The sequence below is a fragment of the Quyinboa ferrireducens genome (genome assembly GCF_042436675.1).
GTDB lineage: Bacteria > Bacteroidota > Bacteroidia > Bacteroidales > UBA5342 > JBHJHP01.
This window is the reverse complement of sequence record NZ_JBHMVA010000001.1, coordinates 451,861-467,587: the sequence shown is the minus strand read 5'-3', so window position 1 is coordinate 467,587 and position 15,727 is coordinate 451,861. Positions and strand designations below refer to the sequence as shown.

Annotated in this window: 9 protein-coding genes; 8 read left to right on the top strand and 1 reads right to left on the bottom strand. The window is 37.6% G+C overall.

What is annotated here, in order from left to right; genetic code table 11:
* Positions 1-313 precede the first annotated feature (313 nt).
* On the top strand, positions 314-1,012 hold the full coding sequence (locus ACE01N_RS01725) for an ABC transporter ATP-binding protein (RefSeq protein ID WP_375727893.1): 699 nt from the start codon (positions 314-316) through the stop codon (positions 1,010-1,012).
* A 61-nt stretch (positions 1,013-1,073) separates the two neighbouring features.
* On the opposite strand, the gene ACE01N_RS01720 is transcribed toward ACE01N_RS01725, so the two are convergent.
* Positions 1,074-2,237, bottom strand: coding sequence for an ATP-binding protein (locus ACE01N_RS01720; protein ID WP_380584192.1), 1,164 nt, complete (start codon positions 2,235-2,237; stop codon positions 1,074-1,076).
* A gap of 136 nt (positions 2,238-2,373) precedes the next feature.
* Here ACE01N_RS01720 and ACE01N_RS01715 point away from each other — a divergent pair, with 136 nt between their 5' ends.
* The 7 genes from ACE01N_RS01715 (at position 2,374) to ACE01N_RS01685 (ending at position 15,709) form a co-directional block, all read left to right on the top strand.
* Positions 2,374-3,072, top strand: a complete 699-nt coding sequence (locus ACE01N_RS01715; RefSeq protein ID WP_380584190.1) for an ABC transporter ATP-binding protein — start codon at positions 2,374-2,376, stop codon at positions 3,070-3,072.
* A gap of 23 nt (positions 3,073-3,095) precedes the next feature.
* Positions 3,096-5,420, top strand: coding sequence for an ABC transporter permease (locus ACE01N_RS01710; protein WP_380584188.1), 2,325 nt, complete (start codon positions 3,096-3,098; stop codon positions 5,418-5,420).
* Between the two features lie 21 nt (positions 5,421-5,441).
* Positions 5,442-7,796: an ABC transporter permease gene (locus ACE01N_RS01705; protein ID WP_380584186.1), complete on the top strand. Its 2,355-nt coding sequence runs from the start codon at positions 5,442-5,444 to the stop codon at positions 7,794-7,796.
* A 31-nt stretch (positions 7,797-7,827) separates the two neighbouring features.
* Complete coding sequence (locus ACE01N_RS01700; protein ID WP_380584184.1) at positions 7,828-10,164, top strand: ABC transporter permease; 2,337 nt, start codon at positions 7,828-7,830, stop codon at positions 10,162-10,164.
* A gap of 124 nt (positions 10,165-10,288) precedes the next feature.
* Positions 10,289-12,640, top strand: a complete 2,352-nt coding sequence (locus tag ACE01N_RS01695; RefSeq protein WP_380584182.1) for an ABC transporter permease — start codon at positions 10,289-10,291, stop codon at positions 12,638-12,640.
* Positions 12,641-12,668: 28 nt separating this feature from the next.
* Positions 12,669-14,171 carry a DUF4933 domain-containing protein gene (locus ACE01N_RS01690; RefSeq protein WP_380584180.1) on the top strand — a complete coding sequence of 501 codons (1,503 nt, stop codon included), beginning with the start codon at positions 12,669-12,671 and terminating at the stop codon, positions 14,169-14,171.
* 2 nt (positions 14,172-14,173) lie between these two features.
* Positions 14,174-15,709, top strand: a complete 1,536-nt coding sequence (locus tag ACE01N_RS01685; RefSeq protein ID WP_380584178.1) for a DUF4933 domain-containing protein — start codon at positions 14,174-14,176, stop codon at positions 15,707-15,709.
* Positions 15,710-15,727: the final 18 nt, after the last annotated feature.

Genomic DNA, 15,727 nt, shown 5'->3' with positions numbered 1-15,727 from the left:
GTAAAAATAATTTACACGCATGTCTAAATATTATACATAAATTATTGCCTGCTTATCGTCTTCAGATGATGTTTTCGGATGTTCAGATGTAAAAATTATTGGCACAACCTGTAAATTATTTTGACAGAACTTTTAAAATTATTTTTATAATACGCTATTTATGTGCAACTTAGTACAATGGCATAGCTTTGGCAAAGGAATATGCAATTCACAATACCTGCGTTGCATTAATGCCGGCATTAAAATGAAATTATTAAACAATACAGGAACAAATAAACAACATCATATTTATAAAAGCCCAAACAAAAAAGACATGATCAAAACGAAAAACCTTTCAAAAATATTCAGGACCGAAGATATTGAAACCCTGGCACTGAATGAAGTAAATTTTCACGTGGACAAGGGAGAATTTGTTGCCGTGATGGGTCCGTCCGGATGTGGAAAATCAACCTTATTGAACATCATCGGTCTGCTGGATAACCCAAGCGAAGGAGAATATTTTTTCGATGGAGAAGAAGTTGGTAAGCTGAAAGAACGTAACCGGACACAGTTGCGAAAGGGGAATATCGGGTTTGTATTTCAGAGTTTTAACCTGATTGACGAACTTAATGTGTATGAAAATGTGGAACTACCCCTTATTTACCTGAAACTTAAGGTTCGGGAACGCAAAGAAATGGTGGAGAAAGTGCTGGAACGGATGAAAATCTCGCACCGGGCCAAACATTTTCCGCAACAGTTATCCGGTGGTCAGCAACAACGTGTGGCCATTGCCCGTGCAGTGGTCGCAAACCCAAAATTAATCCTTGCTGATGAGCCTACCGGTAACCTCGACTCTAAAAACGGACTGGAAGTAATGAACCTGCTCACTGAACTTAACAGGGAAGGTACAACCATAGTCATGGTTACGCACTCGCTGCACGATTCTGAATTTGCCCACCGCGTAGTAAACCTGTTCGACGGACAAATCATTACCGAAGAAGTTAAAAAACAACTGGGCGATGTGTTGCTGTAGTACAGACTACAATACAAGCACTCAGGGCCTCACTTTAAGTGAGACACTGAATAACAAATGGTTAAAATTTTGATAAATAATTATAAATAAAATCATTAAGGGAACATACCCTGATACGTTCTTTGATAAGATAATCATCAGAAGATGGTGTAATAACAAAATTCATTGGAGATTTCAGGTCCTCAAAGGCCTGAAAATTGCCTTTAGTCAGTTTCGGTGAATTTGAATACTTGATTTCTGCTGTTGCTATTACAGCAAGCCCACGTGTAAAAACCAAATCAACTTCTGTGCCCTGATGAGTACGATAAAAATAAATACTTGAACCATCTGGTCTAACAGCATATACCTGATTAAATACAAAGGCTTCCCAGGAATTACCTATTACAGGATTTCCTGATAATGAAAAGAAATCTTTTATTCCCAATAAATGGTGCAGTATTCCTGTATCGGTTAAATAAACCTTGGGGGTTTTTACCAGACGCTTAGAAATATTCCAATGAAAGGGTTGGAGACTTTTTAGTAAAAAAGCATCTTCCAGAAAGTCTATATATCGCTTTACTGTTGGCGTTGTTATCCCAAGCGATTTTCCGATTGTTGTCGCATTTAGTAACTGACCATTGAGATGAGCCATCATTGTCCACAAATCGCGGATTACCCTTGGGGAAGCACTAAGTCCAAGTTGCAGCAAATCCCGATTAAGGTAGGTTTCAATAAAGTTTTCCATCCATCGCTGACTCAGTTCTGGTTTTGAAGGGAAAAGCGCATTTGGAAATCCTCCTTTAATCCACAGATCGTTTTGACTGACGGATTCTGCAACTTCGGTTAAATCAAAAGGGAACAGGCGATGATAAGCAATGCGACCGGCCAGAGACTCGGATGAATGCCGAATCAGTTCAGGCGAAGCAGACCCAAGTAAAAGAAAACGTGCCGGTTTGCGTTCCTGATCTACCAGGCCTCTAATCAACGGATAAAGCTCCTTTTTATGCTGGACTTCATCTATGACGACAAGATGGGTGGAATGATTGGATAAGAATAACTCCGGATCATTCAGTTTAAACAAATCAGACTGAATTTCCAGATCAAGATAGATAACTGGTTTTTCAATTTGATCCATAAGCTGCTTTGCCAGAGTAGTTTTTCCAACCTGCCGCGGACCAATAATTGAAACAACCGGGAAATAACTCAACGAATCCAGTATTTCATCCAGTATTCTTCTGTTTATCATATCCTTAAAAGTGTAATATTGATAAAATCGCAATAGTAATTTTTAAATTTTCATGGTAAATATACTAATTTTTTCCATGAAATTCTAAAATTTAATTTTAAATTTTCATGGACACATAGAAATTAACTTTAATAAAATGATACAACTTAACAAGCTTTACAAGTACTACGACAACAAGTTTCAACGCACGTTTGTGTTGAAAGACGTCTCATTGACCATTAACGAAGGTGAATTTTTAACCATTATGGGCCCCAGTGGAGCAGGTAAATCGACACTGTTAAATATAATCGGCATGCTGGATGAACCCAACGAGGGCGAGTATTTCTTTCTGGATCAACCGGCACATACCCTGAAAGAAAAAAAGAAAGTGGAATTTCACCGGAATTATGTGGGCTTCATTTTTCAGGCCTTTCACCTGATTGACGAGATGACCGTTTACGAAAACATTGAAACACCCCTTATCTATAAGGGTGTGAAGGCCAAAGAGCGGAAGGCCATGGTAGCCGATATGCTGGACCGGTTCAACATGGTGGCTAAAAAAGATCTGTTTCCACAACAACTTTCAGGTGGACAGCAACAACTGGTAGGCATTGCACGTGCCATTGTTGGAAAGCCCAAACTGCTTCTTGCCGATGAACCGACAGGAAATCTGCATTCCGAACAGGGAAGACAGATTATGGAATTGCTGAAAAAACTGAACGAAGAAGATGGCATAACCATCATCCAGGTTACCCATAACGAAGACTTTGCTAACTATGGGAAACGCATTATCAGAATTGCTGACGGGATGGTACAAAGCGATGAGGAAGTGTCTGCCGATGTTATGCAGAATTAAAAAGTCACGCAAACCTATCAGGAATGAACAACCTAATAAAACTGGTCATACGATCCCTTTTAAGGCAAAAACGCTTTATGGTATTTTCTGTCGTCAGCCTGTCGCTATGTCTGGCCCTGGTGATTCTGACATCGGCATATTATGCCTATGAACAAAGTTCTGATAAATATCAGACAAACTATGACCGAATTTACCGGCTGGTCAATACACCTAAAAAGCAGGTCAGGCTCGATGATCAGTATTATAACACCCTTGGTACAACAGTAAGCGGCGTTGATAAAGCCTGCCGGGTTAACATTTTTGGGTCTATGCTATCAACAGAAGATGGTGTTGTTCAACGTATTCGTCACCTGGTTATCGCGGATTCAACTTTTTTTGATCTGTTCGATTATAATATCGTGGCGGGGACAACTCAAAATTTGATTGATGCTCCCAATAAAATTGTCTTATCCGAATCACTGGCTGAAAAACTGTTTGGAGAGGAAAATCCACTGGGGAAGCCGGTCAGGCTAAATATGGTTACAACGGCTTATGTTTCCGGAGTTTTTGAGGATATTAAAGCAAAATCGCATTTTAAATCAGATGCCATAGTATCACTTTATACAGATAAATTGCCCTGGAGCGGAGGAAATTTTGGCAACCAGAACGGAAGCTGGAAGGTTAAACTCTTCAGTTATTATGTTTTACTGAACAAAAATGCAGATCCTTCCAGTGTGACCGCTCAGATAAAATCAACTTACCGGTTTCCATGGTACAGTTTTACGCCCAATATTGAGATGCAACCCCTCGCCGATATTTTTTCCAACACTGATTTCAGGGATGAACACTTCAACCATTTTAATCACCCTCTTTTTAGCCTGTTGTTATCCATTACGTTAATCGTAATACTTATCGCTGGTATAAACTATGTCAATCTGAGCTTGTCGAATCTGAATGCTGAATCGAAAATGGTGAGCATTCTTAAAGTAAACGGAGCACACCGAAAAAACATGTTCAGATATTACACTGTTTCTGGTAGTTTGGTGATCAGCTTATCTTTTGGCATTGCCATTGTTTTATCGCTTATACTGCTGCCATTTTTTAACCAGCTCGTTGGTTCTGAAATACAACTGAACATCCTGACGCACGTATCGTATATGCTTCCTTTTATGGGTGTATTATTGGTTCTGTTTTTTACGATTGGGTTATACCCGGCCTGGTTATTTTCAGGTATTAATCCTGTCAGCCTGTTACAGAAAAAGCTGTCCGGCAGAATGCGCTTAAGCTCGTTTTCAAGAATTTTGTTAGTGTTTCAGTTTGCAGCAGCAATTGCCCTCATTGCTTCTGTCTCGATGATTTTCAAACAAATAAATTTCATGAAAAATAAAAATCCGGGGTTCGAGACCAGCTATCTTATCAAACAGAATTTGCACTATTCCATAGATAATCCACAAACGATAAAAACGTACGCGGCTGAATTGCAACGCATCCCGGGAGTTGAGAATCTGACATTATCGGATGGCGTTCCAATGGGAATTCATTCTTACAGCGACCAGGAAATTAATGGCCATGATGTAAAATACAATGACATTGATTGCGATACATCCTTTTTTACAGTATTAGATCTGAAACTGATTGCCGGCAGAAATTTTTTACATGGTGACAAAAAGGTTTGTATTGTAACCGAAAAACTTGCCAGAGAATGCGGTTACGAGAACCCAATTCATAAAAAGATTCACGATTATGAAATCGTAGGGCTCATTGCTGATTTCAACAGTCAGTCGATGCATCAGGAGATTGACGGTGTAAAATTCAGTCCGTTGGGTAATTATATTTCAAATGCTTCCCTTAGGATTGACGGTACAAATATTCCACAAACCATTGCTTCAATTGAAAAAACATGGAAGAAATTTTTCCCGGCATACCCTTTTAATTACCAGTTTTATGACGATATAATTGCGCAGCAGTACAACAAAGAACAAAAGCTGGCAGATTCCATCAGTATCATAGCCGGTCTGGCCCTGTTTTTATGTTGCCTTGGTTTGCTGGGACTGGTTTTAAATATGGTAGAAAACCGGATAAAGGAAATTGGTATCCGTAAAGTAAACGGTGCTAAAATTTCAGAGATACTGGCTATGCTTAACAAAGACTTTGTAAAATGGGTGGTTATTGCCTTTGTCATTGCCACACCCATTGCATGGTACGTCATGAATAAGTGGCTCGAGAATTTTGCTTATAAAACCACTTTAAGCTGGTGGATATTTGCCCTGGCCGGATTACTGGCACTGGGAATTGCATTGATCACGGTAAGCTGGCAAAGTTGGAAAGCAGCGACAAGAAATCCGGTCGAAGCACTCAGGTATGAATAACAAATTTTAAAACCAAATAATATGTTTTGGACCCAATTTAAACTAATGTTTCGCAACTTATGGAATAATAAGCTCCAATCCTTAATTAATATATTTGGCCTGGCAATTGCAGTTACAGTTGTACTTATACTATCCTCATACGTTTCAAACGAAACTTCTGTTGACTCTTTTCACAGAAACAAAGACAGGATATACAGGGTACATGGCGACAATATTGAAACTTTTGGTCCGCCATTTGGACAATACATTTTAAATAATGTACCCGAAGCAGAAGCATATACCAGGGTATATTCGGTAAACGGAATAATTAATTATGACGGTCGAAAACTTGAAAGTGGCAATTGCCTGTTAGTTGACTCTGCATTTTTTACTATGTTTTCATTCCCGGTTTTGGCAGGTGAACCAGACAGACTATTAGCTGCAAATGAAAACGTTGTACTTTCCAAAAGCTTTGCAAAAAAAGTTTTTGGAGATAAAAACCCCATTGGAGAAAACCTTGAATTTAGTGGAAACAGCTTTATTGTATCCGGGATCTTCGAAGATTTCAAAGACAATACTCATTTTGTAAAACCTAATATGTTAATGAATTTTTCGATGCTGCCCAGAATATGGGGCCGCAGAGATGAAAAAGGGATACAGCAATTTTTGCAGAGTTATGGCAACAGTTCTTTTGGGCTTTACGTAATGGCTCATAAAAATAGTGATATTAAAGCACGTGAAGCAGAGCTACTGTCCAAAATACAAAAGTTCTACTGGGTTTATCAGAATAACAGGAATAATGAAATCTCCTTCATGCCACTTGAAGATGTTTACTTTGAGCGGTCGGCTCTCAGCTATATCGGGACAAGGCAAGGAAATAAGAAATTCCTTAGTGTGCTTTCTATAATTGCCCTGGCTATCGTTTTTATCGCAGCTGTAAATTACATAAACCTGAGTATTACTCAATCTGTCAAAAGGGCACGAGAAGTCGGAATTAAAAAGATTATAGGGTCATTTCGCTGGAGTATCATTAACCAGTTCTTAATGGAATCGACCATTATCAGCTTTATTTCAACCTTAATAGCTGTTGTTTTAACCGCTATTATACTGCCGGTATTTAATCAATTGGTAAATACAGACTTTAGATTTTCGGATGTATTCAACCAGGGATTTTTACTGCGCAGTATCATTGTGGTTTTTGCAATAGGGTTTATTGCGGGGCTTATTCCATCGCTTATTCTCTCTGGTTACAAATCAGTAGAAATAGTTAAAGGGGTACCATCGCGCCTTAAAAGCAATTTCAGCCAAAAGGCAATGGTTGTCTTTCAATATGCCATATCTATAGTTTTAATTATTGTTGTTATACTCATAATCAAGCAGAACAACTTTATGAAAAACTATAACCTTGGTTTTGATAAAGATCATACTTTTTATGTGAAAATGAATACTGAAATCAATAAACAAATCGCTACATTCCGAAACGAATTGATGAAAATACCCGGAGTAGAAGCTGTATCGTTTTGCAGTGATTTTCCGGGAGGCCCTATTAATAACTATTCATTCGTTTACAACGACAAACCGTTTAGTTTTGACCAGTTCAGAGTGGATACTGCATTTTTTTCTGCATTGGGAATCCCATTAGAAAAAAGAATTTCATTAACAAATAATACAGGAAACCAGAATTATGCCGTTTTGCTAAACAGAACAGCAGTTAGCGAATTAGAACTCGAACCTCCTTATAACGAGTTCGAATTTCAAAATAATAAAATAACTATAAACCAAATAGTTAACGACATGAACTTCAGGTCATTGTACCAGGAGCCTCGTCCTACTGTTTTTATGGTATCAGATATTAATTGGGCATCCTATGCCCTGATAAGAGGAAATGGCAATAATTTAGGTTCAATTGTAAACCAAACAAAAAAGATTTTTAAAGATATTGCCCCCACTGAGCCATTGATCCTTAATTTTATCAACGATGCTTTAAATACAGCTTATCAAAAAGAAGAACGAACAGCAAAAATAGTTGGCTACTTTGCCATTTTTGCCATATTGATATCATCACTAGGAATATTTGCTTTGGCAAGCTACACCACGCAATATCGTAAAAAGGAAGTTGGATTGCGTAAAGTTAATGGTGCTAATATCACAGAGATACTAAAGTTGCTCAATAAAGATTTTATTAAATGGGTAGTTTTTGCTTTTATAATTGCTATTCCAATAGCATGGTATTCTTCACAAAAATGGCTGGAAAACTTTGCATACAAAACCGCATTGAGTTGGTGGATATTTGCCCTGGCCGGAATACTGGCCTTTGGAATTGCGCTGATCACGGTAAGCTGGCAAAGTTGGAAAGCTGCAACTAGGAATCCGGTAGAGGCACTACGGTATGAATAACTAATAATTTATCAAGTCCAAACTAAAAGTTATGATCATAAAAACCAATTTCAACCTTATTATTCGTAACTGGAAAAGAAATAAGATTTATTCAACTATTTCTATTATTAGCCTTACAATCGGACTTGCCTGTATTAATTTATTTATAGCTTTCATAATTAATGAATGGCAAATTTCTCTTGGAAGTACTGATAACGATCGTATTTTCTTAATCAAAAGTGATAACCCTGTAAATATTAATAGCGATGAAAAAACGCTATTTACAAGGTCTGAACTTCCCCAAACTTTTAAAGAGCGTTTTCCGGAAATTGAAAATTATTGCCGTTTTCAAACTATATATGGAACCAATGTTTTTAAAGCCGGAGAGATCCAGTTGACAGACATGCAATTTGTTGGTGCAGATACAAGCATTGCTGACTTTTTCCCGATTCCATTGATTGCCGGAAATATTCATCGCACTCTATCTTCGCCAAATGAAGCGGCAATTTCAGTTCAAACTGCAATAAAAGTATTTGGCAGAACGGATGTATTAGGCCAGTCATTTTCAGTTTCCAATTCACAAGGGGAGTCGAATAATTATATAATTACCTCAGTAATTGACAATTCAACAACTGCATCATTCCTTAAATATGACATTTTACTCCCAATCAATACTAAAACCTACCGGGGTGGCGTAACCTTCGTTAAGCTCGACGATGAAAACTCATTAGTAACACTCCTTTCAAAAATGAAAGCAGATAGAGATTTATTACCCCGCTTGTCTGAAGAATCTCAATATTACCTGCAACCAATCTCTAAGGTTTACTACGATAAATCAGAGATAATGCAAGCATGGAAATTCATTGTCCATCGCGATAAATCATTTATAAACATAGGTATTCTTGCAGCCATATGTATTCTTCTCATATCATGCTTTAATTACGTCAATATGTACCTGGCTAAGTTATTAAAAAATGAAAAAAATATAGGCATCCAATCTCTGTTAGGTGCAGACAAAACACAGTTACGTTTTCATTTATTTTTTGAAACCTGCATAACCATCCTGATTGGATTTTTATTCTCCTTTGGCCTTGTAATACTAATGATTCCAACATTTAATTCAATATTTGGAGCACACATTACGGCAACCTTTTTATTTAGCAAATGGGTTCTCTTATACTATTTTATTTTATTGGTTCTACTTACAATTGTTCCATCTGCATATTTATTCTTTAGGTTAGGTAATCGACCACTAACCCTTTTAAGTAAACGTTCTATTCCATCTCGAAAAATACAATTCACAAATGGGATGGTAGTTATCCAATCTATCATATCCATTATTTTAATTATAGGAACAATTGTTTATTCCAAGCAACTAAGCTATATCACCAAAACTGCAAACATAAATAAAAACCTTATTGAAATTAATGCGTCTTACCTTCCATTTCATAAACTAAAAGCTTTTAAAGATGAAATCGTCTCGCAGCCAGATATCGCTGATGGAACAATTTCTTGTGGAAGCTATCTATATGCCATTGAAAGAGAACATGAAGATCACATGACAGAAACATTTTATACCGTCGATAGGGACTTCATTAAAACTCATAACTTATCTTTAATAAATGGAGAAAATTTCACCTCTGATTTTAACTTGAATAAAAATAAAGCAATCGTCAACGAAACATTCGTTAAAAGTAATGGGATTGCTGATCCAATTGGCAAACCTCTATCAAAGTATGAGCCCTATATAACTATTTCAGGTGTGGTTGCTGACTTCTATACAAGACCATTTAACCACAAGGTTAAACCAATAATTATTTATCAGAACAACCAATATTCATACTACGACGGTGCTCAAGTACTACAGATAAAGCTTGAACCCAATAACATTTCACAAACAGTTAATCAGATTCAAAATAAATGGCATACCTTTTTCCCGAATAAGCCGTTTGATTATGATTTTATTATAGACAAGTTCAGTTTGCTTCACGTTAAATATGCAAAAACTGCAATAATGATTCGATTCTTTTCATTCATCAGTATTTTCCTTACTGCTTTTGGATTACTGGGATTAACAATATATTCAACAAGAAACCGAACCAAGGAAATAGGTATCCGTAAAGTAAACGGTGCTAAAATTTCAGAGATACTGGCTATGCTTAACAAAGATTACGTCAAATGGGTAGCCGTTGCTTTTATTGTCGCTGTGCCAATCGCGTACTATGCCATGCATAAATGGCTGGAAAACTTTGCATACAAAACCACATTGAGTTGGTGGATTTTTGCCCTGGCCGGAATACTGGCCTTTGGAATTGCGCTGATCACGGTAAGCTGGCAGAGCTGGCGGGCAGCTACAAGGAACCCGGTGGAAGCGTTGAGGTATGAATAAACAGTCTTTATTTACCCGGCTGACTCTCCACCGACTGGCGGAAGAAACAGAATAAAGGATCAAAGAGAATGAAAATTATATAGAATAATTAAAATATAATAACGCCGTAAATTGCATCATAGTCATGAAAAGCATTAAACTGGCACTGCGCACATTACTTCACAATAAAACGCTTGCAATTATTAACATTGCCGGATTATCTGTTGCGTTTACGGTTTCCGTTTTAATCCTTCTGTTTGTGAATCACCACTATTCTTTTGATAAAAATGTGAAGCACAGTGACCGGAGTTACAGAATTATTACGGGCCTCAACGAGGGTTCAATTTGGGCATGTACTTTTGCGACATTCGATAAGGTATTACACGAAAATCCTGCAGTTGAGAGGTCAACTGTATTTTATAAAAATGATGAGGAATTTGATGTCGTTGCAGAGAAAAAAACTTTCAGAATATCCAATCCGGTTTATGCGGATACAGGTTTCATTTCTTATTTTCAGATTCCGGTAAAAGAGGGTAACACTGCGGATCTGGCACTTCCCAATACTGTTTTAATTAATGAATTAACCGCAGAGGCTCTGTTTGGCAGCGCAGATGCTATAGGCAAAACAATAGACATCACCTATCTTAATGGTAGAACAACTGAGAACAGAACAGCCACCATCGTTGGCATTCTGGATAAAAACAGTCAAAACTCACATTTACAGTATGATCTGATCCACTCTAAAAAAGGATTTTACGAACAGGCCATTTCCCGCCTTGAACAATCGAAAGTATATGGTGCATATGCCTATCTGACACTGGTTCCTGGTGTATCTGCCACTGAGTTTGAACGTCAATTACCTGAAATGGTAACTCCCCTCCTGAAAGATGCCCACGGACCACCTGTTGAGGCATTTTCGATGCAGCTTCAGCCGCTTGGTGACATTCATTTTAATCCTGAACTGATACGGGACATATCACCTGCTGTAAAACAATCTCAGCTTAACACACTTCTGATTGTCGGAATACTTTTATTCATAACAGTGGTCCTTAATTTTCTTATCACGAATATTGCCCGCTCTCAATTCAGGGAAAAGCGAACTCAAATTTTACATTTTCTGGGTAGCGGCAGATTATCGCAAATAAAGAGCCTGCTGTCGGAAGTTCTGCTACTGGTCACTCCTGCTGTTGTGATCACTTTATCAGTTATTCAACTCTTCAAATCAGAAATCGGTCATCACTACTTCGATGGCTGGGTACCTCATACCTTTACAGCGACATTCTGGATATTTTTACTTCTGCTGGCACTTCTGGTCATTTTGGTTTCAATATTTACGACTTCAGGCAGACCTGTGCGACAACGTAAAAACGGAGCCAATAAAAAGGTAATCCCACTTATTGTATTTCAGTTTATTGTGGTCATCGGAATAGCCGGATTTGGAATGCTCCTGAACAAACAGATCAATTTCATTCATACAAAAGATCTGGGTTATTCTCCTGAAAATGTCATGATTTTCAGGGCTCCGGTTGGAACGACTACCAATATTCGTGTATTTAAAGAAAAGGCAAAGTCAGTATCCGGTATTCTGGCTGTTGGAAGTGCCATGCATTATCCGGGTTTTCGGCTGCAGGATACCAATCTCGGAACATCTGAAGATAATTATTCTGTGAAATTTGCAATGATAAATCCGGATGCACTACCTGTCCTTGGCATCAAAACAATTGATACATTTAATGTAAGTACCGGTACAAATTTCTTTATTAACAGAACACTGTATAATAAACTGGCAAAAAGTTATACCCAAGATGAGATCGAGGCAGGGAGTTTTAAAAAAGACGAAGAACCTAATGAATCAAAAGTTCCCTTTCATATTAATGGGATCATTAACGATATTAACTATGAGTCGCTTTACAACCCGGTTGGTAATTTTGCATTTTTTGTGAATTCGGATGAAGCGACCAATTACCGGTTTTTACTGGTCAGGTATAATCAGAAGAACACCGCAACTGTCGCATCGCAACTAAAGAGCATTTCAAAATCTGTTTACCATACCAGTATTGATCCGGTATTCCTGGACAAAGAATTAAATGCCGCCTATCAGTCAGAAGAACAGCTTCTCTCGGTTTCCAAACTGTTTATTGTGCTAACCATCATTATTGCAATTATGGGACTGTTTGCATTTTCGCTCTATTCCATTCAACAACGCACCAAAGAAATTGGCATCCGCAAAGTTAATGGAGCAAAAATTACTGAAGTGATGATTCTGCTCAATAAAAAGTACATCAAATGGATTTCGATTGCATTTATCATCGCCATTCCAATTCTATGGTTTATCATGCATAAATGGCTAGAGAGTTTTGCATACAAAACAGACCTCAGCTGGTGGATTTTTGCTCTGTCCGGTTTACTGGCCCTGGGTATTGCATTACTGACGGTATCATTTCAATCATGGAAGGCAGCAACCAGAAATCCGGTTGATAGTTTGAGATATGAGTAAAAAAGAAGCCAAATAAAATATCCTGATTATGAAAAGATATTGGTATACGGTTATGCAGAATTTATCAAGCCTTTTGCTGATTATAATGGTTCTGAGTATAACGGTCTCCTGTAACCGGAATAAACTAAAAACAGATGAAAAATCACTGGTACAAACTATCCGTACCGAAGAGGAACAACTGGCTTACGAACAGCAACAAAGAGAAGAACAAGAAAAACAATTGGCTGATTCTTTAGCTAAACTTCCCAAAGGGTTTCGGTTTAAAGAAGACCGAAATGTTGAACAGGGGAACATGCCCAAAATAATCAATATAGCAAAAAAACCAACCGACACTGTAAGTCTTGTCCTTTCAGATGTGGTAAAAAGCGTCGAATACATCCGGCTGGATCCTATCCCTGATTCTACAAATCTTAGAAATGGGACCTTTTCAGCCAAATTAACATCTAAATATATTATTGTTTATGGTGTTTCGGGCATTTATCTGTACAACAGGGACGGGAAATTTTTAAAACCCATCATTCAAAATGAAATTAAAAATATGGGAATTGAAAATATGTACAGAGGCGTACGAACCTCCTGGTCATCCGGAAATCTTTTTTATCGCGGCCAGGTTGGAGAAGTTTGGGTTTTGGGAGACAATTTGTATTATACAACGGTTGATTTCGAAAAACAGAAATACAGTTACAGACAATACAATTTAGAAACTCCGGGCTCAACTATAACTCTCCCAACATCAGTTGAGAGAATTCCTCCCGAATTACCGGGTAAAGAAATTGCCCGGCTCACGAAAGGACAGGCCGGAAGTTTTCAAAATCGGTTTACTTCAGTTGCTACAACCATTCCTTTAGGAGAGCATATATTTATTAACGTTCCTTCGGCGTGGAGCACGGCATCCAAAGGAACGAATCTTGTGATGTACGGCCCCGGAAATGATACAATCTGTAAATTTAGTAATAACAATACCGTTCAAAATTATCCACACACCCTTATAAGCCGGGGAGACACGCGAAACAGGAGATATTTCTTCAACGGACAATTGTTTATTTACCCAATGTTTTCGGATACTGTTTTTAAGGTTATACTTCCCAATAAACTGATACCTGAATATGTTTTCGATTTTGGGGAATATAAGCCTACACCAAATGAATACTTCTCCCCGGGGGAACTGTCCGGTAAAATTTATCTCAGTAGTGATATTGTTGAAACTTCCAACAAAATATTTTTTGAGTATTTTGATATTGATGGTATAGAAAAATTCGGGATTTATCGAAAACAGACCGGAGAGTTTATTACTGTAAGCAACTGCAAACACGGATTACCTGATGATAGTGATGGCTTTCTTTCTTACTGGCCAAAAACGTTAAACAGCCAAAACGAGGAGTGTAAGATTCTTCTTGCATCATCATTGAAATATCTGATACAAAATCCACTATTAGAACATCCTGAGGCATCCCGTAAACAGGAAACTAAACGATTCATAGAACAACTGGACGAAAATGATCATGTAGCAATCATATATAAATTGAAATAGTTATGCAGGTCAAGTCAATCATCATAATATTTTGTTTAGGAATTCTATTCTATGGTTGCAATCGCAACAAACTAAAAACCGATGAAAAATCACTGGTGCAAACTATCCGTACCGAAGAAGAACAACTGGCTTACGAGCAGCAACAAAGAGAAGAAAAAGAAAAACAATTGGCCGATTCTTTAGCTAAACTTCCCAAAGGATTTCGGTTAAAAGAAGACCGAAGTGTTGATCCTGAACATCCCCCCGTAATTATTGATTTTACAAAACAGATTCCGGTTAAAACCTTTAAATTAAGTGAATTTGCAAAAGACATAAAATACATTCGGCTTAGCGTACCTGACGATTCACTGTATTTTTCACCGCACATGGGAGGAAATGTTGGTTTCACCAAAGATGATATTATTCTTTATAACAATTTTGGGGTGCATCGTTTTTCAAAGACCGGAGCATACATCGAACCCATTGCCAATAGTAATATAGGATCACGCGAATTAAGCGGTCAAAAACTTTTCGGATATTTCAACAAAGAAAGCTATCGTGGCATATGGGGAAATCATGTGTCTGTTGCAGGTAACAGGGTGTTTTACAAATTCACTGATTACCCGAATGAAAAAGTCACCCTTTTTAGTTATGAGTTAAGGAATGCAAGCCCAACACTTCAATTTCCTAAAGATGAAGAGAGTACAGATGACGGTTCATTCACTAAAGGCGAGACCATTGCTATGGGCAAAGAAGGTTATCGAAGTGGTACTCCAGGATTATCTTCCACTCAGATTTTGGGAATTTCATCTAATTTTTATGCCGGGGTAAATTCCCATCTTAGTGCATCCGAGAATGGTTGTATGCTGGCAACCTTTAATTTGCAGGGAGATACCTTGTGCAAATTTACTCAGTTCAACAAGCTGGAACGCCCGATAACAAATTCCGTAATCCGATCGGTTTCGTCAATCATAAACTGGAAGTATAATGGAATGTTTTCGTTCAAGAAGAGTTTTAGTGACACCATTTTCCGGCTTATTCCACTTAACCGCCTGGTACCGGTTTATGTATTTAATTTGGGTGAATATAAAATTACCGATGAAGACTGGTATCAAACCAATCTTGGATTAAAGAATAAAATTATGATTAAATCTATTATAGAGACTGAAAAATATTTATTCCTAAGTTATACATATTATGATCAGAATGGTGAGCACGAAAACTATAAAGCTATTTATAATAAAAAAACTAAAGAATTAACACAATTGGCACTCACCGAAGAAACTGTTACTAAAAAAAATCAGGGAGCCGCCCCGCCCAATCAGGCAAATAAGACAACCCTTCTGCTGCAAAATGATATTGATAGAGGTCTTCCGTTTTGGCCCTCTTTTACAACTCCGCAGAGTGACATGGGAATGCTTGTATATCCTGAGTATTTTAAAAGTTATCTGGAAAAAACTGAAATAGATGAAACAAATGAAAAAGTTGTAAAACTAAAACAGTTTGTAAAAACTTTAAGGTCAGATACGAATGAACGAATAATAATGCTTGTGAGGTGAAAAATTTTAAAAGTAAGT